This window comes from Actinomycetospora sp. (assembly GCF_036497245.1).
Taxonomy (GTDB): Bacteria; Actinomycetota; Actinomycetes; order Mycobacteriales; family Pseudonocardiaceae; genus Actinomycetospora.
In genome coordinates this window covers 1-21,796 of record NZ_DASXJS010000012.1, presented here as the reverse complement: position 1 = coordinate 21,796, position 21,796 = coordinate 1, and the positions used below count along the sequence as shown (strand labels likewise).

The following is a 21,796-nucleotide window of genomic DNA, read 5'->3' as shown; positions in this document are numbered from 1 at the left end:
TCAGGGCAGGTCCCGCCGGCCGAACAGCCGCGTCGTCAGCCGCGCCGGATCGCCGCCGCCCGCCCGGGCCGTCCGCGTCGCCCGGGCCACCGCGCGGGTCCGCCGGGCGGTCCCGGCCACGCTGCTGACGACGCCGTGGTCGGCGCAGGCGAGCAACGGCTCCGGGGGACCCTCCCCGGTGAGGTGGACGACGGTGGCCGCGCGGGCGAGCGTCGCCGCGTCCGGCCGGCCGCCCCGGACCGGCGCGGTCGCCGACCGGACCGCGGGCCACCAGACCCCGGCGTCCGCGTCGACGTGTCGGACGGCGGCCACCGCGGTCGCCACCGCCTGCGGATCGGGGCTCTCGACGACGACCACCGTCGCGGGGTAGCGCGAGGACGTTCCCCCGGGACGGGTCGCCGGGTCGGGCAGGAGGCGGGCGAGCATCCGGTGCTCGTCGTCCTTCGTCCGGGAGTCCTGCCGTCCCGCCCAGTCGGGCCCGACGTGCCAGGCCGCGGCCGCGGGGACGTGGGCGAACAGTGCGCCGGCGTGCCAGGCGCGGGCCGCGAGCTCCCAGTCCTCGCCGCCGTAGCTGCGGAACTCCTCGCAGAACCCGCCGGTGTCGGCGAGCAGCGTGCGGTGCATCGCGAGCACGGCGCTGATCACGTAGCGGTAGGAACGCTCGTCGGCGTCGCGCAGATCGCGGCTGCCGGCGTAGCCCTCGGCGAGCCAGCCCGGTTCGGGCAGCGGTTCCGGGGCGGGCACGGTCCCGGCGAGCCAGTCGCGGATGGCGGCGGCCTCGGCGTGACGACGGCGGCCGACGACGAGCGCGTCGTCGCTCAGCGACGGCAGCCGGCAGAGCGCGGTCAGATAGCCCGGCTCGGGGACGGTGTCGCCGTCGAGGAACGCGATCACCTCACCGTCGGCGACCCGTGCGCCCAGGTTGCGGGCGGTGCCGGCGCGGAAGCCCTCGTCGGGCTGGCCGACGGCACGGACCGCGACGGGGCCGGCCGCGTCGAGCCGTGGCGGGCGGGGGGACCCGTCGTCGGCGACGACGATCTCGAGCCGGGACCGGGGGTGGTCCTGGCGGGCCAGGCCTGCGAGCACGAGGTCGAGGTGGTCCTGGGCGTCGTAGTAGGGGATGACCACGCTGACGTGCGGCGGGTCCGGGGCCGACAGGTCGTCGAGCAGGTCGGTGCGGTTGCCCGGGACGGTCCAGCGGCCGCCCACGCGCAGCGCGGCCGGGGGCCGACAGGCCTCGAGATGGTCCCGGTACCGCCGCGCGACCTCGGTGAGCGAGGGCCCGACGGCGACCTGCGGCGGGATCGTCGTCCGTGCCGGGTCGTCGAGGGCGGCCTCGATCTCGCGGCGCAGCGCCCCGGGCCGGTCGGCGGCGTAGCGGCGCACCGTGCCGGGCCAGGCCGCGTCGATCTCGCGGGTGTACGGGATGTCCGGCACCAGTGGTCGGCGGCCGTGCGCGATCCATGTGGCGATCGAGCCGGAGGCGGACACGCGGCGGTGCGGGGCGACCGGGACGGCCACGGTCGCGAGCCGGCCGGGCAGATTCTCGTCGGCGACGTATCCCGTGACCTCCCAGCCGACGCCCGCCGCGCGGGCCGACCCGGCGAGGTGGTCGGGCTGGTCGGCGTGACCCGCGGCGGTCCCGCCGATGCCGAGCACGTGCGCCCCGTCGGGGGTCTCGGCCAGCACGTCCTCGACGCCCTTGCCGGGGTAGAGGAAACCCAGGACGCCGACGGTCGCGGGCGGGGTGGTGCCGGCCGGTCCGGGCCGGTCCGGCGGCGCGTGGCCCCGGTCCACGGGCAGCGGTATCACCCGGCGCGACCAGGCCGTGTCGTCGAGGTCCCGCGCGTGCTCCAGTTCGTGGCGGCTGCTCACCACCAGCCCGCGCGCGCCCGCCACCACCGTCCGGTAGGCGTCCCGACGACGTCGGGCGAGGGTGTCCTGACCCTGGGGCAGGTCGTGCAGGGTGACCGAGAGGCTCGCGCCGTGCGCCCCGACCGCGCCCGCGAGAGCGGTGAAGGCCTCGGCGGCCTCCTCGCAGGTGGCGCCGAAGAGCCGATCGGTGAAGGGCACGTGGATCACGTCGGCGCCCGCGAGGTCCGCGTCGGCGACGTCGGCCGGCCCCTCGCGCCGCACCACGCGGTGCCCGCAGGCCTCGGCGACGGTCTCGCCGTGCCGCACCACGCCGTGTCCCGCCGGCCCGACGACGAGGTGCACGACGCCGGTCATCGGGCGACCAGACCGGCATAGGTGCGGGCGTGGGCGATCTGCACCTCGCGGCGCTGCTGCTCGCGCAGCTCGGGGTCGGCGGGAGCCGGGGGAGGTGCGGCGAGGGCGGTGGCCACCGCGGCGCGCAACGACGCCTCGTCCAGGCCGTGGTGCTCGTCGTGGGTGTAGGGGACGACCTGCGACCACTGCTCACCGAAGTAGCCACAGCTCGGGGCGACCACGGTGGTGCCGCGGTCACGGCAGAGCTCCAGCCACCCGGAGTGGGTCCCGAAGCGGTAGGGCAGGAGCGCGACGTGGGCCCGGTCGAGGTCGGCGAGCAGATCCCGGTCGTCACGGCGTCCGTGGACCCGCAGGTCCAGGTCCCCCGCGGCGGCGGCGCGGCGCACCGGCGCCAGCTCGGGGTCCTGGTCGGCCCCGGGATGGAGGTCGACGCGCACCCGCCCTCCGGAGCGCGCGGCACCGTCGACGGCCGCCGCCACGACCCGGGCGGGCTCGACGACGTTGGCCCGCAGCGACTTGAGGCTGCACAGCACCAGCCCGGGCTCGGGGGCGCCGACGTCGCGGGTCGCGCCGGGGTGGGTGCTGGGGTGCGGGAGGACCTCGCACCCGACGTCGAACCGTCGGCGGAGCTCGGCGGCGGCACCCTCGGTCAGGGTGATCAGACGGTCGGCGGCGGCGACCAGGACGGCGAGCACCGCGTCGTGGTGCTCGCGGGTGACGTGATGCGGGTTGCGCAGGTCGTGCACCGTCACCACCAGCGGGAGGCCCAGGGCACGCACCCGCGCCGTCCAGCGCGCCATCGCCGCGGCGTCGAGGTGGTCGAACCCGAAGTGGACGTGGACCACGTCGACGTCGGCGCGGACCCGGGTGAGGGCGTCGGGGTCGTAGAGCGGGTCGGGGTCCCACGGCCCGGCGCGGCGCACCGGGGCGGGGACGACCGTGGGCGGGCGGACCGCGTCCAGGTAGTGGTGCGCGGACGGGAACGTCAGCAGCCGCAGCGGGGCGGTGCGCTCCCACCCGCCGTCGGTCTCCCGGACGGCGCCGTGTTCGGCGAGGTCCGCGAGCCACCCCTCCATCGGCCACCAGCCCCACGTCGCGGCGAAGCGCCCGCCGTTGCGGAGGACGTCGTCGACCTTGTCCAGTGGTGGGTGGCTCGTGGGGTGGTGCTGGTGGAACGCGTCGGCCCCGCCGACCCAGCGCAGGTCGACCCCGGCGGCGCGGGCCCGCTGCCCGAGGTCGGTGTCCTCCGCGCCGTAGCCGAGATAGCTCTCGTCGAACCCGCCGATGCGGTCCCACGTGGCGGTGGTGACCGCGAACGACAACGACCAGAACAGCCGATGGTCGCCGTCGACGACCTCCCCGGGCGCCGGGTCCGGGCGCACCGGGTGGGGACGACGTCGCTGCGCCAGGGCACCCGCCGACCACCCGCCGGCCGGGGCCGGCGGCAGGTAGGTCACGGGCCCGGCGAGCACCGCGTCGGGATCGCCCCGCGCCGCCTCGCCGTAGCGGGTCAGGAGCTGCGTGCCCGGCAGGCAGTCGACGTCGAGGAAGACGAGCAGCTCGGCGCCGTGACGCCGCGCCTCGGCCGCGCCCAGGTTGCGCGCGGCGGCGAGCGGCAGGCCCGCGTCGGGCACCTCGATCTCGACGACCACGGTCCGGGGGCCGGAGTCGGGGTCGGGGGCGGGGCCGGGGCCGGGGTCGACGAGGTCACCGGTCGGCCCCATGGCCACGATGACGTGCAGGTCGGGGACGGTGTCGCCGGTGGCCAGGGCGGCGCGCTGGGCACGCAGGTGCGCCGCGCGCCCGGCGACGGGGGTGATGACCGCGCACGGGGTCATGCCGCGGCCGCCCTTCCCGCCGGGGCAGGCGTGTCGGCGGCGACCGCCTCGATCGCCGCGGCCGCGCGGCGCGCCCCGTCGCCATGACTCCACCGCGCCCACCCGCGGCCGCCGAGTGCGCGCGCCCGCTCGAGCAGGGCCGGCCACTCGCCCGGGGTGGGCGCATCGGGCGGGGCGACCGCGATCCCGGCGGCCCCCAGCGCGGCGGCGGTCGCGTGCTGCTCGCCGAACGGGCGGTGCTGCGGCACCACGACCGCGGGACGTCGGGCCGCGGCGACCTCCGCGAGGGCGTTCTGACCGCCGTGACAGACCACGACGTCGCAGGCGCGCAGCGCGGACCACACCTCGTCGCCGCCGGCCCATCCGTCGACGCCGAGGGTGCGCCAGGTCCATCCGGGCGTCGCCGCGCGTGCGGCGTCGACGTCGTCGGGACGCAGCGCCGAGCCGCCCGCGCCGATCAGGACGAGGACCTCGCGCCCGCCTGCCCGCTCGGAGGTCGCCCGGCCGTCGAAGCGGGAGATCGCCCCGCAGTAGGTCGTCCTGCCGGCCGGGACCCGGGTGTGGGGCGGGTCCATCACCGCGGCCGTCCACGGCGCGAGGATCCGGGTCGCGGTGCGGTAGGCCAGGCGGTGCGGCTCGTCGTCCCGGGTCCCGGGTGCCGCCATCACGATCACCGGCACGCCGAGCAGCCGCACCATGACCGCGACCTCGACCGAGGCGTCGACGACGACGGCCCGCGGCCGGGTGTCGCGGACCCACTCGGCGAGGCGCGCCATGCGGGCGGCGTACCCGGCGGACCCGCGGGGCGCCCAGTGCAGCGCGCCTCCCGCGTCCGGGTCGTCGCCCAGGTCTCCGGCGCCGTCGTCGCGGGGGAGTTCCACCCAGCGGGCGAAGGGCTCGGGGTCGGGGCCCGGAGACAACGAGGTCAGGGCGGTCACCGGGACGTCGGTGGCCGCGGCGACGGAGCGGGCGCGGGTGAGATGACCCAGCCCGTGGTGGTGCACGTAGTACCCGATCACGCCGTCGCCTCCCGGTAGAGGTCCTCGAGGCGATCGACCATCGTCCCGAGCGAGCAGTGGGTGACCGCGCGGTGCCGGGCCGCCGGGCGCGGGAGCCGCTCGGCCTCCGCGACGGCGTCGGCCATGTCCCCGACGTCACCGGGACGGACGAGGCGCCCGCACTCCGGGGTGAGGGTCTCCGGGATGCCGCCCCGCGCGAACGCGACCACCGGCGTGCCGCAGGCCAGGGCCTCGGCCACCACCAGGCCGTAGGGCTCGTCCCACATCGGCGTCACCAGCGCGACGCCCGACGCCCCGACGACCTCGGCGAGCGCCCGTTGATCGAGATGTCCCAGGTAGTCGACGCCGGCGCCCAGGCGCGGGCGGATCTCGCGGTCGACGTAGTCCCGGTCGACCACCGGGCCGGCGAGGCGCAGGCGCCGACCGGCTCCCCGTGCCGCGTCGATGGCGAGGTGGGGGCCCTTCTCCGGGACCAGGCGCCCGGTCCACACCAGGTCCGGGCCGCCGGGTCCGGGCGGCCAGGCCCGGGTGTCGACGCCGTGGGGGATGACGCGGGCATCGGGCGCCACGGGCGCCCACGCCGCCCGGACCTGCTCGCTGACGGCGACACAGCGGACCGCGCCGCGGGCCGAGCGCAGCGCGGATTCCAGGCGGGGGAAGGGCGGCGTGTGCAGGGTGGAGACCATCGGTCGCGGCAGTTCGGACGCCCTCGTGTAGGGCAGGTGATGGAGGCTGTGGTTGTGGACGACGTCGAAGGCGTCCGCGAGCTCCCCGCCGAGGCGGTCCATCAGTGAGCCGTAGGCATCCCGCTCGGCCGCGACGATCTCCGGGGTGTCGGAGATGTCCCGGCGGCCCCCCGGGGTGTCGGGCACGCCTCCCGGCTCCATGACCTCGACGTGCAGGTCGGGATCCGAGCCGCCGGCGGCGAACAGCGTGACCCGGTGACCGCGCCGTTGCAGCGCGCGGGCGGCGGTGGCCAGATGGGCTTCCAACCCGCCGGCGAAGGGCTCGCGGATCGGGTAGCGGAACGATCCGATGAGGGCGACGCGCCGGGGTCGACGCCCGGCTCTCATGAGGCGGGGAACGGGGTGGGACAGCACGGAACGCGTCGCATCGAGCGGTTCTCCAGCAGGTCACATCGCCACCGTGACCACACCCCGATCGTCCGCGGACGATGCGGGGAGGTTCCGGCGCCGTAGTCGGCCGAGGAATCCGCCGGTTGCTGCAGCGGCACGTCTCGCAGATGCTTCGGATGACCCCCCGACCACGTTCGGTAAACGTTGCATCGATCCTGCAACGTTTCAGGGCGCGGGCGTTGGGCACCCCTGCTATGACCAGGGCGAGGTGGGCCCGCCAGTACGATCACCCGCAGCCCGAGGCCGCGCGGCGGCGTCCACCCACTCCGCGCCGATGGGCGAGGAGCGAGGCCCGGAATGGTCGGCAGGGAGGGTGACGATATCGACGCCTCCGGTGAACCCGAGCGTCCTGCGGCCGGCGTCGAGCTGACCGCGGGTGCGGTGGCCCGCCGGTTGGGTGTCGCACCGTCCACCCTGCGCAGCTGGGCCCACCGGTACGGCCTGGGACCGGCCGGCCACGAGACCGGGCGGTACCGCCGCTACGCCGAGCGCGACGTCGCCGAGCTCGAGACCATGTGCCGGCTGGTGGGGCAGGGGGTCGCCCCCGCGGCGGCCGCCGCGCTGGCCCGCGGGCAGGAGTCGGGAGACGGCCCGGTGGCGAGCGCGCCCGCGACGGGCGGGGAGCCCGACGGCGGTCGGCGCTCGCGGGCCCGGTTGGTCCGCGGCCTCGTCAACGCATCGCAACGGCTGGACGCCGACGCCGTCGTGGCCGGGGTGAGCGAGCACCTCGCCGCGGAGGGAGTGGTCGCGACCTGGCAACTGGTCTGCCGGCCCGCCCTCGCCGTGCTCGACCGCCAGGTCTCCGAGACCGGCGGGTGCATCCACGCGCAGCTGATGTTCGCGTGGGCCGTCAGTACCGCCCTGCGTCCGATCAGCGCCGCGGCCGACACCACCCCGGACCCGGTCGCCGGCGGCGCCGCGGTCCTGCTGGCCTGCACCGACGGGGAGCAGCACACGCTGGCCCTGGAGGCGCTCCACGCCGCGCTCGTCGAGTCGCGCCTGCCCGCCCGCATGCTGGGGCCCTCGGTGCCCGACGTCGCGCTGGACGAGGCATGCAGGCGCACCCGCCCCGACACCGCGGTGCTCTGGGCCCAGACCCCGCGGACCGCGCGGCCGGGCGCGCTGCGGACGGCGGGCTCGTCGGCCCGGTCGGTGCTGGCGGTCGGACCCGGCTGGGCCGGGCTGGATCTCGTCGACCTGCCCGAGACCGTCGACACCGTCGACGACCTGCCCGCCGCGTTGCGCCACGTCGCCGCCCGTCTCGGCCTGCCGCTCGAGCTTCACTGAACTGCAACGGTTATGCGTCGTTTCAAGTAGCGGCGCAGGGGCTATCCGGTCATAGTCCGAGCGGCGGACCCCAGCGGGTCCGCCCCGGACCGCCCGGCTCCGCACTCGTGGGCCAGGCCCCGAGTTGGACTGTTGACGCCTCGAACGGAGCGTGATCGCCGTGGCGAGCATCGTGCGCCTACCCCGACCGCTGGCGGATATCTGGGACTGGCAGCGCAACGCGGCCTGTCGTGACCTGGATTCCGCGATGTTCTTCCACCCCGAGGGAGAACGCGGCATCAGCCGACAGCGCCGCGAGGACCGGGCCAAGGAGATCTGCGCCGGGTGCCCCGTCCGGCTCAACTGCCTCGACCACTCGCTGCGCGTCGAGGAGCCCTACGGGATCTGGGGCGGGGTCGCCGAGGGCGAGCGCGAGGCGTCACGGCGACACCGCTGATCGCCACAGCAGGTCACACGCCTGCGAACCGGCCCCGAATCCGGGGTGCCCGCCACCGCACGGAAGAGAGTTCATGGTCTCCGCACTTCTGCTCGGCTCCATCAGCACCGTCGTCGACACCTCCGAGCTCCAGCGTCGGGCGTTCAACGAGGCCTTCTCACGGCACGACCTGGACTGGGAGTGGGACCGGGAGCAGTACCGCGCGATGCTCGCAGGCAACGGTGGCAGCGACCGGATCGCCGAGTACGCCCGCTCGGTCGGCGCATCCGTGGACGCGGACGCGGTCCACGCCACGAAGTCGGCGATCTTCCAGGAACGACTGGCGTCCTCGGCGGCGCGACCCCGGCCCGGTGTGGCCGAGACGATCCGGGCCGCGCGGGAGGCGGGGCTGCGCGTCGGTCTGGTGACGTCGACGTCGAAGGAGAACGTCACCGCGCTGCTCGACGCGGTCACCGACGACATCGACGCCGCGACGCTCGACGTCGTGGTCGACAGCTCGCGCGTCGAGCGCACCAAGCCCGACCCGGGCGCGTACACGGTGGCGCTGGGCGAGCTCGGGTTCGACGCCTCGCAGTGCCTCGCCGTCGAGGACAACGTCGGCGGCGTCCGGGCGGCCGTCGCCGCGGGCGTCCCCTGCGTCGCGTTCCCCAACGAGAACACCGGCTCCCACGACTTCGCGGACGCCGCGGGACGCGTCGACCGGCTCGACCTCGCCGAGCTGCGCTCCCTGGCCGACCGCTGACCCCCGATCACCCGAGGAGACCCCCCATGGCCGCCCCGCCCGCACCGACGCTGACCGCGACCGACACCGCCTTCCACGTCGAGGCCTACGAGAAGATCGACTACTCGCTGCTCTACGTCGACGGCGTCTTCTCCCCGGAGAACACCGAGCTCGCGGACACCTATCGCGGCTACGGCCGCTGCTTCATGGTCGTCGACCGGACCGTCCACGAGCTCTACGGCGAGCAGATGCAGGCCTACTTCGACCACCACGGCATCGCGCTCACCGTCTTCCCGCTGCTCATCCGCGAGCCCGACAAGACGCTGCGGACCGTGGAGCGGATCGTCGACGCGTTCGGCGACTTCGGGCTCGTGCGCGCCGAGCCGGTGCTCGTGGTCGGCGGCGGTCTGATCACCGACGTGACCGGGACCGCCTGCTCGATGTTCCGGCGCTCGACGAACTACGTCCGCATCCCGACGACGTTGATCGGTCTCGTCGACGCGAGCGTCGCCATCAAGGTCGCGGTCAACCACGGCAAGGCCAAGAACCGCCTCGGCGCGTTCCACGCCTCGCAGCAGGTCATCCTCGACTTCTCCTTCCTCCGGACCCTGCCCGTCGACCAGGTCCGCAACGGGATGGCGGAGCTCGTCAAGATCGCGACCGTCGGCAACGGCCAGATCTTCGAGCTGCTCGAGAAGTACGGCGAGGACCTCCTGCACACCCGGTTCGGGCACCAGGACGGCACGCCGGAACTGCGCGAGATCGCGCACCAGCTCACCTACGAGGCGATCCGGACCATGCTCGAGCTCGAGGTCCCGAACCTCCAGGAGCTCGACCTCGACCGCGTCATCGCGTTCGGCCACACCTGGAGCCCGACCCTCGAGCTCACCCCGGAGCGGCCGTACTTCCACGGGCACGCGATCGCGATCGACATGGCCCTGTCCACCACCGTCGCCGAGCAGCGCGGATACATCTCGACCAGTGAGCGCGACAGGATCTTCTGGCTGATGAGCCGTCTCGGCCTGGCCCTCACCAGCCCGTACCTCACGGCGGAGCTGCTGACGAAGGCGTCCGACTCGATCGTGGCGACGCGCAACGGCACGCTGCGCGCGGCCACGCCCCGGCCCATCGGCTCGTGCGAGTTCGTCAACGATCTCTCCGACGCCGAGCTCGCCCGCACGCTCGCGGTCCACGCGGACCTGGTCGCCGGCTATCCCCGGGGCGGCGACGGCGAGGACATGTTCGTGGTGCCGGAGGAGGCGGGCGTCGCGTGAGCGCCGCCGTGGTGACCGCACCGGGACGGCCGCGGCCGGTCACGCCCGTCGGCATCCTGGCCGCGACCCTCGACGACGTCCTCGCCGAGGCCGAGCACGGCCCGCTGGGCGCCGACGGGCTCGCGCGCCTGCGCAGGGCCCGGGATCTGGCGGCGGGCCTCGACCCGTACCTGGAGCGGTGCACGACGCCGGAGTCGCCCGCCCTGGCCGAGCTCGCCCGGCGGACCGCCGGGCACGACTGGCGCGGGCACCCCGGCGGCACGGGGCTCGAGCAGGAGATGCTCTCCGGCCACGTCGAGGGTCAGCTGCTGCGGACACTCGTCCACGCCACCCGTGCCCGCGCCGTCCTCGAGATCGGGATGTTCACCGGCTACTCGGCCCTGGCGATGGCCGAGGCCGTCGGGGAGGGCGGTCGCGTGGTGGCCTGCGAGGTCGACGCCGAGGTCGCCGCGTTCGCCCGGGAGAGCTTCGCCGCGTCCGAGGCCGGTGCGCGTATCGACGTGCGCGTCGGTCCCGCCGCCGACACGGTGGGCGCGCTCGCCCGGACCGGGGAGCGGTTCGATCTCGTGTTCGTCGACGCCGACAAGGCGGGCTACGCGGACTACCTCGGGCTCCTGCTCGACGCCGACCTGCTCGCCCCGCGCGCCCTCGTCGTCGTCGACAACACCCTCCTGCAGGGCCTTCCCTACAGCGCCGCCGAACCGACCGCGAACAGCGAGGCCATCGCCGCGTTCAACGACGCCGTGAGCGCCGATCCGCGCGTCGAACAGGTCCTGGTGCCGCTGCGGGACGGCATGACCCTCGTCCACCGCGTTCCGGGGAGGACCGACCCGTGAAGCACCGCGCGCTCGACCCGGTCGGGGCCGAGGTCACCGGCCTCCAGGTCGGCCCGCTCGCCGCCGACGACGTCGCCGCCCTGCGCGATCTGCTCGCCGAGCACGGCGTCGCCGTGCTGCGCGACCAGGACCGGGCGGACGACGGCGCCGACCATGCCTTCACGGCGTTCCTGCGCAGCCTCGGCGACCTCGCGTTCACCACGGGGGAGACGCCGCTGGAGGCGCACCCCGACCTGAACCTCATCTCCAACGTCGGGCGCACCACCCCGCCGCGCAGCACCTTCCACATCGACACCGGCTACGTCGCCCGGCCCCCGGCCTACACCGCCCTGCGTGCGGTCCAGGTCCCCGATCGGGGCGGCCGGACCCTGTTCAGCAACCAGTACCGGGCCCACGACACGCTGCCCGACGACCTGCGCGCCCGGGTCGAGGGGCGCACCATCCGCCACGTCGTCACCGGCCTCGACCTCGGTCCCGACGACGAGGCCGCCGCGGAGCACCCCGTCCTGCGACCGCATCCGGTCTCCGGTCGGATCGCGCTCTACCTCGACGCCCCGAAGCGCTGCGCCGGGGTGAGCGGGATGGACGACGACGAGGCGGCCAGGACCGTGACGGCGCTGCTCGAGCACTCCACCCGCGACGACAACGTCCTCCACCACGAGTGGCGTCCCGGCGACGTCGTCGTCTGGGACAACGGTGCCGTGCTGCACAAGGCCGACCACGACGGCGTCGTCGGGGACCGGGTGATGCACCGGGGGATGGTCGCGACCTACCCGGGCCTGACGTGAGCGCGCTGCGCCGGACGGCGAAGACCCTGGGCATGCAGGCGTTGCTGCTCACCGCGCTGCCGGCGAACCTCGTGGTCACCGGCGCCGCGCTGGCCCGTGCGGCCGTGGTCGGAGCGCCGCCCCGCGAGACACCCGAGCGCCCGCGCACCGTGCTCCTCAGCGGCGGGAAGATGACCAAGGCGCTGGCCCTGGCCCGTGCCTTCCATGCGGCCGGGCACCGGGTCGTCCTCGTCGAGTCGGCGCGCTACCGCCTGACCGGGCACCGCTTCTCCCGCGCCGTCGACGCCTTCCACACCGTCCCGGCTCCGGAGGACCCGGGCTACGTCGACGCGCTGGTGGACGTCGTGCGCCGCGAGGGCGTTGACGTCTACGTGCCGGTCTGCAGCCCGGCGTCGAGCTGGTACGACGCGCTGGCCAAACCCGTGCTCGAGCAGTACTGCGAGGTTCTGCACGGCGACGCCGAGGCCATCGCCACCGTCGACGACAAGGCCGCGTTCGCCGCCGCGGCGCGGTCCTCCGGGCTGGCCGTGCCGGATACGCACCGGGTGACGAGCGCCGACGACGTGGCCGAGTTCGATTTCCCGCCCGGCGGCCCGGCCTACGTGCTCAAGAGCATCCCGTACGACCCGGTCGCGCGGCTCGACCTCACCCCGCTGCCGCGACCGACCCTCGCGCAGACCACGGCGGTGGCCGCGGCCAAGCCCATCTCGCCCGGGACCCCGTGGATCCTCCAGGCCTTCGTGCGGGGCCAGGAGTACTGCACCCACGGCACCGCGCGCGACGGGCGGCTCCAGGTGTACTGCTGCTGCGAGTCGTCGGCCTTCCAGCTCAACTACGCCGCGGTCGACCACCCGGAGATCGAACGGTGGGTGACCCGGTTCGTCGCCGAGCGCGGGCTCACCGGCCAGTACTCCTTCGACCTCATCGTCGACGACGACGGGCGGCCCGTCGCCATCGAGTGCAACCCGCGCACCCATTCCGCGATCACGATGTTCTACGACCAGCCCGCGGCGCTCGCGGCCGCCTACCTCGGCGACGTCGACGGGACCGTGCGCCCCAGCACGACGAGCCGGCCCACGTACTGGCTCTACCAGGAGCTCTGGCGGCTGCTGACGACACCCACCACGGCCCTCGAGCGGCTGCGGGTCCTGCGGCGCGGCAAGGACGCGATCTTCGACCTGCACGACCCACTGCCCTTCCTGCTGGTGCATCACCTGCAGATCCCGGCGCTGCTGTGGGCGACCCTGCTCGCCGGACGGGACTGGCTCCGGATCGACGTCAACATCGGCAAGCTCGTCGAGCCGGCCGGGGACTGAGGACGACGTGGACTGGCCCACGGTGCGTCTGCTGCACCTCGTCGGCTCCCCGACCAGCGAGTTCCTCGCCGAGCTGTCCCGGCTCTACGCCCGCGACGCCGTGGCGGCCACCGCCGACCCCGCCCGCTACGAGGTCGCCGTCGCCCACGTCGCTCCGGACGGGATCTGGCGGTTCCCCCGGTCGCTGGGTGCCGCCGCGCCCGACGACGGCCCGGCCCTCGACGTCGGCGGGGCACTCGCACGGGTCCGGGAGATCGCGCCCGACGTCGTCGTCCCGCAGATGTTCTGCCTGCCCGGCATGACCGCCTACCGTGCGCTGTTCGACGTGCTCGGCATCCCGGTCGTCGGCAACCCGCCCGAGGTCATGGCGCTCGGCGCCGACAAGCCGCGGGCCCGCGCCCTCGTCGCCCACGGCGGGGTCGACGTGCCCGACGGTCGCGTGGTCCGGTCCGCGTCGTCACCGGGGGAGCCGCCGCCGCTGCCCGTCGTCGTCAAGCCCGCGGACTCCGACAACTCGCTCGGCATGACGCTGGTGCGCCGCCCCGAGCAATACGGGCCGGCCCTCGCGGCCGCGCTCGAGCACTCCGGCGCGGCGCTGGTGGAGCGCTACGTGCCGGCCGGCCGCGAGGTGCGCTGCGGTGTGATCGAGCGTCACGGTGAGCTCGTGTGCCTGCCGCTCGAGGAGTACCCGGTCGACGAGGACGCGGCGCCCGTCCGGCTCCCGGCGGACAAGCTGGCCCGCGACCAGGAGGGGGAGCTCGGCCTGGTCGCGAAGGGCGCGGGCCGGGCCTGGACGGTCGACGCCGCCGACCCGGTCACCGGTCCGGTCCAGGAGGCGGCCCGGCGCTGCTACACGGCGATGGGCTGCCGCGACTACGGCCTCTTCGACTTCCGGATCGACCGACAGGGCCGACCCTGGTTCCTCGAGGCGGGCCTCTACTGCTCGTTCGCGCCGGGCAGCGTGATCACCGCGATGGCCGAGAGGGCCGGGATCGGGTTGCCCGACCTCTTCGCGGAGATGGTCGCGCGCGCGGCCGCCCGGGCCCCGGCGACGAGCGGCACGGGCGCCGGCCACGGCTCAGCACCCCGATGAACGCTCGGGCGGCACTCTCCCGGCCGAGTGCTCACGCCTGACCCCCGAGCCCGGGGTATTCGTCGTGGGCCGTGGGTGTCGGCCTGACGAAGTCGAGGGCGGTATGCAGAGCGAGGTAGGCGTCCTCGTACTCGCCCGCCCCGAGGTAGGCGCAGGCGGCGCGGACCGCGACGGCCGGATCGGGCGCGGCCCCGATCGGTGTCCCGGCCGTGAGCGAGCCGTGATGGGTGAGGGTGCTCCGTAACAGGGCCTCGAGGCGTCCGTCCGTGACGTGCTCCGCGACCTGGGCCAGGTTGCCGAGGGCCCGGAGCCCGACCCGGACGGCGACTCCGAGCGTGAGGGGCCCATTCCCGTCGCCTGCCACGTCGGTCACGGGGAAGGCCGCTGCGCACGGGAGGGCGGAGCGGACACGAGGTCGGGACAGGCGTGCAGCACAGCGGGCACCTTCCGCAAGGTGCCCCTCGCCATGACCGTGCACTCGCCGCCGCCGGGGTCGTGACCCGCAGCAGTGGACTCGGTGCACCGGCATCGGCGGGGGCGCTCGGACGGGACATCGACCACGGCTGTTCTCGTCAACCGACCGGCGCGACGACTGTGACACGTCGCACCCCGACAGACAACACGGGTCGGCCGGGTTCGTGTCCGCCGATCGCGGCTGCTTCGGGCGGGCCTCAGTGGCGACGAACGCCGGACCAGCGGGCCCGGCGGGTGTGGACGGTGACCGGCCCGTCGCGGTGCCCGCCGGCGAACGAGGCCACGGACAGAGCGAACTGGCTCCACATGTGGAGCTGGATCTCCTTGGCCAGCAGGAGCCGATCGAACACCAGGGCCGCGGCCCGGTCCCCGGGACGCGACCAGGTCTCGATCTCGAAGGTCAGGTCGCCGCCGCGGTCGTCGGCCCGGAACTCGATCTGCCCGGCTTCGAGGTGACCGCGCAGCGTGGCGAAGCGGAACGAGGTCGGGGTCCGGTCCACGACCCGCACGGGTCCGTCCCAGGGGGCCGGCATCCTGACCCGGTACTCGTCGCCCGGCGCCAGCTCCCCGAGACGTCCCCGCTGCTTGCGGAAGGACACGACCTCGGACGGGGCGGCCCGATCGAGGTCGGGGACCAGGGTGTCGAACAGGCCGGCCGCGTCCAGGCGGGCGTCGCGGACGTGGATCCGGAACAGCCGGTGCAGCAGTGGCCCCGCGCCGTCGTCGACGGTCTTGAGCCGTCCGTCGACGCGCCGGGGGTCCAGCTCCGGCGGCAGGTCGGAGGCATCCCCGGCCTCCTCGCTGCGCCGGACGTGGCGCCGCGACCGGAGGTAGCGGGTGGTGCTCACCGCCAGGCCGACGGGGAAGCGCGCGATGACCGCGGCCCGCCGCGCCGGCCCGGGCTGCGGGGGAACCTCCGTGGCGTGTGCGGTCATCGGATGTCCTCAGAGCCGCCGCGCCCGCGTGCCTCCCGAGCCCTTCACGCCGGCCCGGGGTCCTGCCAGGTCTGGCCGGCGTCGGACCGGTCGAGCCCGTTCTCCATCATGTGCTTGAACGACTCGAGCCCGCGCTCGACCTTCTGCTGCGGGTCCGCGAACAGGCTGGCCACCGCCTCGCCCGCGCGGCCGCCGGGCGGGTCGAAGTGCAGGCTGACCTCGACCCCGGTGGAGTCGCCGTGATCGTCGAAGCGCACGGCGCCGCCGTTGGGGACCGTCGTGCTGCCACCGTCGGCAGAGTCCACGGACTTCCAGGCGATCTTGCGTCCGGCCTCGTCCTCGACGATGCGCGCGTCCCACTCGATGGTGGTCCCGGCCGGCCCGGCGACCTTCCAGTGGGTGCGGTCCGCCTCGGGCGGACGGGACTCCACCTCGGTGACGTCGGGCATGATGTCCGGCAGGTGGGTCAGGGGCCGCCACCAGTCGTAGCAGCGCTGCGCCGGGGCGTGGATCTCGAGGTAGTGCGTCGCGGTACCCATCGGGCACTCCCGTCTCGTCATCGGATGATCGCCGGCCCTCGTGGCCGGTGGACTCTCTGATCGATCACGGGCCTACCCGGCGGTGACGCCACCCCCAAACGTCCCGCCACGGCGGATGTGCGTCGCGGCACCATCGTCGGTAGACAAGGTTTGGACGAGCGGAAACCGGAGGTGCTCGCCGTGGCGACCCGATCCGTTGCCCATCAGCTGATCTCCTCGCACCTGGTCGAGGGCGAGATGGTCCCGGGTGAGGAGGTGTCGATCCGGATCGACCAGACGCTCACCCAGGACGCGACCGGGACCCTGGTCATGCAGGAACTCGAAGCGCTCGGGCTGGAACGGGCCCGGACCGAGCTGTCGGTGCAGTACGTCGACCACAACCTGCTCCAGACCGACGAGAAGAACGCCGAGGACCACGCCTACCTGCACTCGGCCTGCCGCAGGTTCGGACTCTGGTACTCCAAGCCCGGCAACGGCGTCTCGCACCCGACGCACATGCAGCGCTTCGGGATCCCCGGAAGGACGATGGTCGGGTCGGACTCCCACACCCCGGCCGGCGGCTCCCTGGGGATGCTCGCGATCGGGGTCGGGGGGCTCGAGGTGGCGCTCGCGATCACCGGGCGGCCGCTGTCGATCCGCATGCCCGAGATCTGGGGCGTCGAGCTCGTCGGCGAGCTGCCGCCGTGGTGCTCGGCCAAGGACGTGATCCTGGAGATGCTGCGCCGACACGGCACGAAGGGCGGCACCAACCGCATCATCGAGTACCACGGGCCGGGTCTGGCGACGTTGTCCGCGATGGACCGCCATGTCATCGCGAACATGGGCGCCGAGCTGGGCGCGACCACGTCGGTGTTCCCGGCCGACGACGCCGTCCGCGCGTTCCTGCGCTCCGAGGGCCGCGAGGAGGACTTCGTCGAGCTCGTCGCCGACGACGACGCGGAGTACGACCTCACCGAGCAGATCGACCTGGCCGGGATCGTGCCGTTGATCGCGAAGCCGTCCTCGCCGGGCAACGTCGTGCCGGTCTCCGAGGCGGCGGGCGAGCCGGTCGGCCAGGTCGTCATCGGCTCGTCGGCGAATCCCGGCCTGCGGGACTTCGCGATCGCCGCGCGCATGGTCGAGGGCCGTCAGACCGACGATGCGGTGAGTTTCGACGTGAACCCGAGCTCGCGCGAGATCCTCGCGGACCTCACCCGATGGGGCGGGACGTTCTCGCTGATCGCGGCGGGCGCGCGCATCCACCAGGCGGGCTGCATGGGGTGCATCGGCATGGGCCAGGCGCCGGCACCGGGAACCAACTCGCTGCGCACCTTCCCGCGCAACTTCCCCGGCCGCTCCGGGGGAGGCGTCGACGACCAGGTCTGGTTGTGCTCCCCGGAGACCGCGGCCGCGAGCGCGCTGACCGGCGTCGTCACCGACCCCCGCGAGCTCGCCGGGAAACTGGACCTGCAGTGGGGCGACCTCGGGCTGCCGGAACACGCGACGGTGAACACGGCGATGCTTTCCGAGCCCCCCTCCGCCGAGGACGCCCGCGAGGTCGATCTGGTGAAGGGCCCGAACATCTCGGGGCTCCCCGAGCTGGACGGTTTCCCCGACGACCTCGAGATACCGATCCTGCTCAAGGTCGGCGACGACATCTCGACCGACGACATCTCCCCCGCGGGAGCTGCCGCGCTGCCCTACCGGTCGAACATCCCGCAGCTGGCCCGGTTCGCGTTCGTCCGGATCGACGAGGACTACCCGTCACGGGCGGAGGAGATCCGCGATACCGGCCACGCCATCGTCGGGGGCGACAACTACGGCCAGGGATCGTCCCGTGAGCACGCCGCGATCTGCCCGCGCTACCTCGGCCTTCGGGTCGTGGTCGCGAAGTCGTTCGCCCGCATCCACTGGCAGAACCTCGCGAACTTCGGGATTCTCGCGCTCGAGTTCACCGACGACTCCGACCACGACGCCCTCGAGCAGGGCGCGACCCTGTCGTTCACCGGGGTCCACGATGCGCTGCGGGACGGCTCCGAGGTGACCGCGTCCGTCGACGGCCGCGAGCTCACGCTCCGCCACCGGCTCTCGTCGCGCCAGGTGTCGATGGTGCTGGCCGGCGGGCTGATCCGAGAGATCGCGGAGAGTTCCTGAGCGGGTCCGGCTGCTGGGGCCGGCGGCGGACGAGGGACGCGGAGGCCGCGTGTGGCCGGACCCGGGGACGGGGTAGCCGCGTCCCCCCTCAACCGTCAGGAGATCGAGATGACATTGCCCATCCCCGGCTTCGACCATCTCCCGCTGGGATCGGTCGCCGACCGCATCCGTGCACTCGACGAGGATCAGCTGGAGCAGCTCATCGAGCACGAGCAGGGTCAGGCCAACCGGCTACCGGTTCTCGAGGTCATGCGGTCGCGTCGTCAGCAGCTCCGCGACGGTGCCACCCCCTCCTCGGGGCCGCAGGACGGCCTGCGCCCCGAGACCGGTCACACCGAGCACGGCTCACCGGTCACCCCGGACTCGGCGGCCCGACCCGGACCGCCGGATCGGCACGGTCTGCGCCAGGTCACCTGGGGCGGCTGAGGTATCGCGGCGACACCATCCACCGCCGGGGCTCGATCGGTGCCGAGGGCGGGCGTGGCAGTCTGAGCCCTGCACAGGACCCCGGCGGCGTGAAGGACGGATCATGGAGGTCGGGGGACCGGCCCGGCTGCGGGTGATGAGCTTCAACGTCCGGGGATTCACCTCGCCCGCGGACGGCCCGCACCGGTGGCCGCTGCGCGCCGCGCGCAACGTCGCGACCGTGCGCGACCACGCGCCCGATCTCCTCGGGGTCCAGGAGCTCCAGACCGAGAGCCTGGCAACCTACCGCGAACAGCTCCCCGAGTACCGCGTCCTCCTGGGGCCGGCCGGCGGGAACGAACGGCGTCCGGAGTACAACGCGATCCTCTTCTCCCCCGATCGGCTCGATCTGGTCGACGCCGGCGGGTTCTGGCTCAGCGAGACCCCGGAGGTGCCGTCCTCCTCGTGGCGATCACGGGGGGTCCGGACGGTCAACTGGGCGACGTTCGCGGTCCGCGGTACCGACGTGGTCTTCCGCCACGTCAACACGCATCTGGATCATTGGAGCAGTCCCGCCCGGGAACGAGGAGCCGAGCTGGTCCTGCGGCGATTCGCGTGCTCGACCGAGGGGGCGCCACCCACGTTGGTGACGGGGGACTTCAACTGCCCGCCGGGATCCGCGCCGTACCGGTCGTTCCTCGCGAACGGCTACGAGGACTCCTATCTCGCGGGCGAGGGTGACGGCCGGGGCGAAGCCACCTTCCACGCGTTCGGAGGCGTCCGGTCGTTGCTGGTGCGCCACGTCCACCGGGTGCGGTACGGACGCCTGCCGCTGCGTCTGGACTGGATCCTCGTCGGCGACCGGGAGCGACGCTGGCGCATCGACGAATCGGGGATCGTGCGCGACCGCGACCCGGTCACCGGCGCGCCCCCGAGCGACCACGATCCCGTGACCGCGTCGCTCCGCCTGGTCTGATCGGTGGTTTCCATGGATGTCGACGACTTCGACGCCTACCTCGACCGCTGGTCCCGGGCCCACGGCGGGTACGACGTCCGGTCCTCCCGGCCGACCATGGCCTGGCTGCGTCTCGCGCACCGTCTCGCCACGCCGCTGGCCCGCCGCGGCGTCCACCCGACCCGGGTGACCACCGTCGGCGCGGTCGGTGCCATCGCCATCAGCGTCGTCGCATCTCTCGGTGGCCGCTGGGCCCTGCTCGCAGCTGCCCTGGTGATCGCCGTGGCGGTGCTCGACGGCATCGACGGCGCGGTCGCGGAGCTGACCCACACCGCGACCGCCTGGGGCCGGATCCTGGACCAGCTGGTGGACCGCATCGGCGACGTGAGCATGATCGTCGGGCTGTGGGCCCTCGGTGCTCCCGGGCCCCTGTGCGCGGCGGCCGCGGTCCTCACCCTCCTCGACGAGGCGACCCGGGGCGGCGCGGCCGCCGAGGGCATGTCGGAGATCGGCCTGGTGACCATCGCCGAGCGCCCCACCCGCCTCCTGATCGGGGGCATCTCGTTCGCCGCGGCCGGCGCCGTGCCGTCCGCCGCGATCCTGGTGGTGACCGTCGGCGCGGCGCTCTGGGCGGTCATCACCCTGGGCACCACGGTGCAGCTGGTCGTCAACATCCGTCGGCGACTACGAGATCTTCCCCGCAACGTGGCCCGGGCCGACGGTGACGATCAGGACGGTCCGGAGCCCGGTCACCGCACGTAGGTGTCGGTGTCGTCGCCTGGACGTCGTCGACGGCGACCCGGCTCCACGTGTCGGGCGCGGCCGCCCCCGGGTAGCCCGGCCCACGTCAGGTTGACCCACCAGCCTTCCCCCGGAACACCACCCCGGCGGGGTCGAGGTGCGTCCTCGGTCTCGTGAGGAGGCGAAGGACATGAAGGCACTGACCTGGCAGGGCCAGAACGACGTGCGGGTCCAGACGGTCCCCGACCCGGCGATCCAAGCCCCCACGGACGCCATCGTCCGGATCACCAGCACCGCCATCTGCGGCTCGGACCTGCACCTCTACGAGGTGCTCGGCCCCTTCCTGGATCGTGGTGACGTCCTCGGACACGAGCCGATGGGTGTCGTCGAGCAGGTGGGGTCCGAGACCGGGGACCTCGCCGTCGGCGACCGCGTGGTCGTGCCGTTCAACATCTCCTGCGGGCACTGCTGGATGTGCGAGCGCCAGCTCTTCGCGCAGTGCGAGACGACCCAGAACCGCGAGATGGGCTGCGGTGCCTCGCTGTTCGGCTACACGAAGCTCTACGGGCAGGTCCCCGGTGGACAGGCTGAGTACCTGCGGGTGCCGCAGGCCCAGTTCGGGCCGATCAAGGTGCCCGAAGGGCCGCCCGACGAGCGCTTCCTCTACCTCTCGGACGTCCTGCCGACGGCGTGGCAGGCCGTCGAGTACGCCGACGTCCCGAAGGGCGGAAGCGTCGTCGTGTTCGGGCTCGGCCCGATCGGACAGATGTCGGCACGCATCGCCCGTCACCACGGATACCGCGTCATCGGCGTCGACGCGGTCCCGGAGCGACTCGCCATGGCCCGCCGCCACGGCGCGGAGATCATCGACTCGAGCCGGGTGCAGGACGTCACGACGACGATCCGGGACCTGACCGACGGGCGCGGCACCGACTCGGCGATCGACGCGGTCGGGATGGAGGCGCACGGATCGCCGGTGCCCCAGGCTGCGCAGAGAATTCTCGGAAAGCTTCCGGACGCCGTGGCCGCCCCGCTGATGTCTCTGGCGGGCGTCGACCGCACAGCGGCACTCGTCGGGTGCGTGGATGCCGTGCGCCGTGGTGGCGTCGTTTCGCTGTCCGGGGTCTACGGCGGTATGGCGGACCCGCTGCCCATGCTGAAGATCTTCGACAAGGGGATCCGGCTGGCGATGGGACAGGCCCACGTCAAGCGGTGGATCCCGGACCTGCTGCCGTTGGTGCAGGACGAGACCGACCCGCTCGGGGTCGAGGACCTCGAGACCCACGCGCTGCCGCTCGAGGAAGCCGCGCACGGCTACGACATCTTCCAGCGCAAGGCCGAGGGCGCGATCAAGGTCGTGCTCAAGCCGTAGCAGTGTCCCCGTCTCGGCGCCGCCGGTGACGGGCTCGAGAAGTGCAGTCGAACCCGTCCGGAGGAGATCCATGACCGAGCAGCCGCCCCCGCAGTCGCAGGCCTACCCCGGGAGTACCGGTGACATGGCGCCGGAGCCGCGCGACGAGATGATCGGCTATGTCGGCCGCGACCTGTTGTCCGGACGCCGGGCGTTGATCACGGGTGGTGACTCGGGGATCGGCCGGGCGGTTGCGGTCGCCTTCGCCGAGGAGGGCGCGGACGTCGCGT

At 74.0% G+C, this 21,796-nt stretch carries 20 protein-coding genes and 1 pseudogene; 14 read left to right on the top strand and 7 right to left on the bottom strand.

Annotated features, from left to right (window positions below; translation table 11 throughout):
- The 4 genes from VGI02_RS01945 to VGI02_RS01930 are packed head-to-tail and all read right to left on the bottom strand — an operon-like array spanning position 1 to position 6,078.
- The gene (locus VGI02_RS01945; RefSeq protein WP_331625547.1) at positions 1-2,229 is read right to left on the bottom strand and encodes a glycosyltransferase; all 2,229 of its coding nucleotides are present in this window, start codon (positions 2,227-2,229) and stop codon (positions 1-3) included.
- Positions 2,226-4,067: a glycosyltransferase gene (locus VGI02_RS01940; protein WP_331625546.1), complete on the bottom strand. Its 1,842-nt coding sequence runs from the start codon at positions 4,065-4,067 to the stop codon at positions 2,226-2,228. The genes VGI02_RS01945 and VGI02_RS01940 overlap by 4 nt, the downstream gene beginning before the upstream one ends.
- Positions 4,064-5,086 carry a glycosyltransferase gene (locus VGI02_RS01935; protein ID WP_331625545.1) on the bottom strand — a complete coding sequence of 341 codons (1,023 nt, stop codon included), beginning with the start codon at positions 5,084-5,086 and terminating at the stop codon, positions 4,064-4,066. Before VGI02_RS01935 ends, VGI02_RS01940 begins: the two co-directional genes overlap by 4 nt.
- Positions 5,083-6,078 (bottom strand): glycosyltransferase, encoded by a 996-nt coding sequence (locus VGI02_RS01930; protein ID WP_331625544.1) that lies wholly within the window; start codon positions 6,076-6,078, stop codon positions 5,083-5,085. Before VGI02_RS01930 ends, VGI02_RS01935 begins: the two co-directional genes overlap by 4 nt.
- A 441-nt stretch (positions 6,079-6,519) precedes the next feature.
- Between VGI02_RS01930 and VGI02_RS01925 the strand changes: the two genes are divergently transcribed.
- The 8 genes from VGI02_RS01925 (at position 6,520) to VGI02_RS01890 (ending at position 13,973) form a co-directional block, all read left to right on the top strand.
- Positions 6,520-7,509 carry a MerR family transcriptional regulator gene (locus tag VGI02_RS01925; protein WP_331625543.1) on the top strand — a complete coding sequence of 330 codons (990 nt, stop codon included), beginning with the start codon at positions 6,520-6,522 and terminating at the stop codon, positions 7,507-7,509.
- A gap of 160 nt (positions 7,510-7,669) precedes the next feature.
- Entirely contained in the window at positions 7,670-7,945 is a 276-nt protein-coding gene (locus tag VGI02_RS01920) for a WhiB family transcriptional regulator (RefSeq protein ID WP_331625541.1), read from the top strand.
- A 73-nt stretch (positions 7,946-8,018) separates the two neighbouring features.
- On the top strand, positions 8,019-8,687 hold the full coding sequence (locus VGI02_RS01915; protein ID WP_331625539.1) for an HAD family hydrolase: 669 nt from the start codon (positions 8,019-8,021) through the stop codon (positions 8,685-8,687).
- A gap of 26 nt (positions 8,688-8,713) precedes the next feature.
- Positions 8,714-9,940, top strand: coding sequence for a sedoheptulose 7-phosphate cyclase (locus tag VGI02_RS01910; protein ID WP_331625538.1), 1,227 nt, complete (start codon positions 8,714-8,716; stop codon positions 9,938-9,940).
- On the top strand, positions 9,937-10,776 hold the full coding sequence (locus tag VGI02_RS01905; protein WP_331625537.1) for an O-methyltransferase: 840 nt from the start codon (positions 9,937-9,939) through the stop codon (positions 10,774-10,776). The genes VGI02_RS01910 and VGI02_RS01905 overlap by 4 nt, the downstream gene beginning before the upstream one ends.
- A complete protein-coding gene (locus tag VGI02_RS01900; protein WP_331625536.1) occupies positions 10,773-11,564 on the top strand; it encodes a TauD/TfdA dioxygenase family protein in 792 nt (263 codons plus the stop codon). Before VGI02_RS01905 ends, VGI02_RS01900 begins: the two co-directional genes overlap by 4 nt.
- Positions 11,561-12,880, top strand: coding sequence for an ATP-grasp domain-containing protein (locus VGI02_RS01895; RefSeq protein ID WP_331625534.1), 1,320 nt, complete (start codon positions 11,561-11,563; stop codon positions 12,878-12,880). The genes VGI02_RS01900 and VGI02_RS01895 overlap by 4 nt, the downstream gene beginning before the upstream one ends.
- Before the next feature lie 7 nt (positions 12,881-12,887).
- Positions 12,888-13,973 carry a D-alanine--D-alanine ligase family protein gene (locus VGI02_RS01890; RefSeq protein ID WP_331625533.1) on the top strand — a complete coding sequence of 362 codons (1,086 nt, stop codon included), beginning with the start codon at positions 12,888-12,890 and terminating at the stop codon, positions 13,971-13,973.
- Between the two features lie 31 nt (positions 13,974-14,004).
- Here the strand turns inward: VGI02_RS01890 and VGI02_RS01885 are convergent, their stop codons facing one another.
- The 3 genes from VGI02_RS01885 to VGI02_RS01875 form a co-directional block, all read right to left on the bottom strand.
- Positions 14,005-14,346, bottom strand: coding sequence for a hypothetical protein (locus VGI02_RS01885; RefSeq protein ID WP_331625532.1), 342 nt, complete (start codon positions 14,344-14,346; stop codon positions 14,005-14,007).
- Between the two features lie 298 nt (positions 14,347-14,644).
- Complete coding sequence (locus VGI02_RS01880; protein WP_331625531.1) at positions 14,645-15,382, bottom strand: DUF1990 family protein; 738 nt, start codon at positions 15,380-15,382, stop codon at positions 14,645-14,647.
- A 44-nt stretch (positions 15,383-15,426) separates the two neighbouring features.
- The gene (locus VGI02_RS01875; RefSeq protein ID WP_331625529.1) at positions 15,427-15,921 is read right to left on the bottom strand and encodes an SRPBCC family protein; all 495 of its coding nucleotides are present in this window, start codon (positions 15,919-15,921) and stop codon (positions 15,427-15,429) included.
- 237 nt (positions 15,922-16,158) lie between these two features.
- On the opposite strand from VGI02_RS01875, the gene VGI02_RS01870 reads away from it, so the two are divergent.
- The 6 genes and pseudogenes from VGI02_RS01870 to VGI02_RS01845 form a co-directional block, all read left to right on the top strand.
- Positions 16,159-18,054 carry an aconitate hydratase gene (locus VGI02_RS01870; RefSeq protein WP_414638176.1) on the top strand — a complete coding sequence of 632 codons (1,896 nt, stop codon included), beginning with the start codon at positions 16,159-16,161 and terminating at the stop codon, positions 18,052-18,054.
- A 108-nt stretch (positions 18,055-18,162) separates the two neighbouring features.
- Positions 18,163-18,480 carry a DUF8129 domain-containing protein gene (locus tag VGI02_RS01865; protein WP_331625528.1) on the top strand — a complete coding sequence of 106 codons (318 nt, stop codon included), beginning with the start codon at positions 18,163-18,165 and terminating at the stop codon, positions 18,478-18,480.
- Between the two features lie 103 nt (positions 18,481-18,583).
- A complete protein-coding gene (locus VGI02_RS01860; protein WP_331625527.1) occupies positions 18,584-19,435 on the top strand; it encodes an endonuclease/exonuclease/phosphatase family protein in 852 nt (283 codons plus the stop codon).
- 12 nt (positions 19,436-19,447) lie between these two features.
- Positions 19,448-20,176: a CDP-alcohol phosphatidyltransferase family protein gene (locus VGI02_RS01855; RefSeq protein WP_331625526.1), complete on the top strand. Its 729-nt coding sequence runs from the start codon at positions 19,448-19,450 to the stop codon at positions 20,174-20,176.
- 169 nt (positions 20,177-20,345) lie between these two features.
- On the top strand, positions 20,346-21,527 hold the full coding sequence (locus tag VGI02_RS01850; protein ID WP_331625525.1) for a zinc-dependent alcohol dehydrogenase: 1,182 nt from the start codon (positions 20,346-20,348) through the stop codon (positions 21,525-21,527).
- A gap of 70 nt (positions 21,528-21,597) precedes the next feature.
- Positions 21,598-21,796 (top strand): annotated as a pseudogene (locus VGI02_RS01845) (NAD(P)-dependent oxidoreductase); the annotation flags it as partial.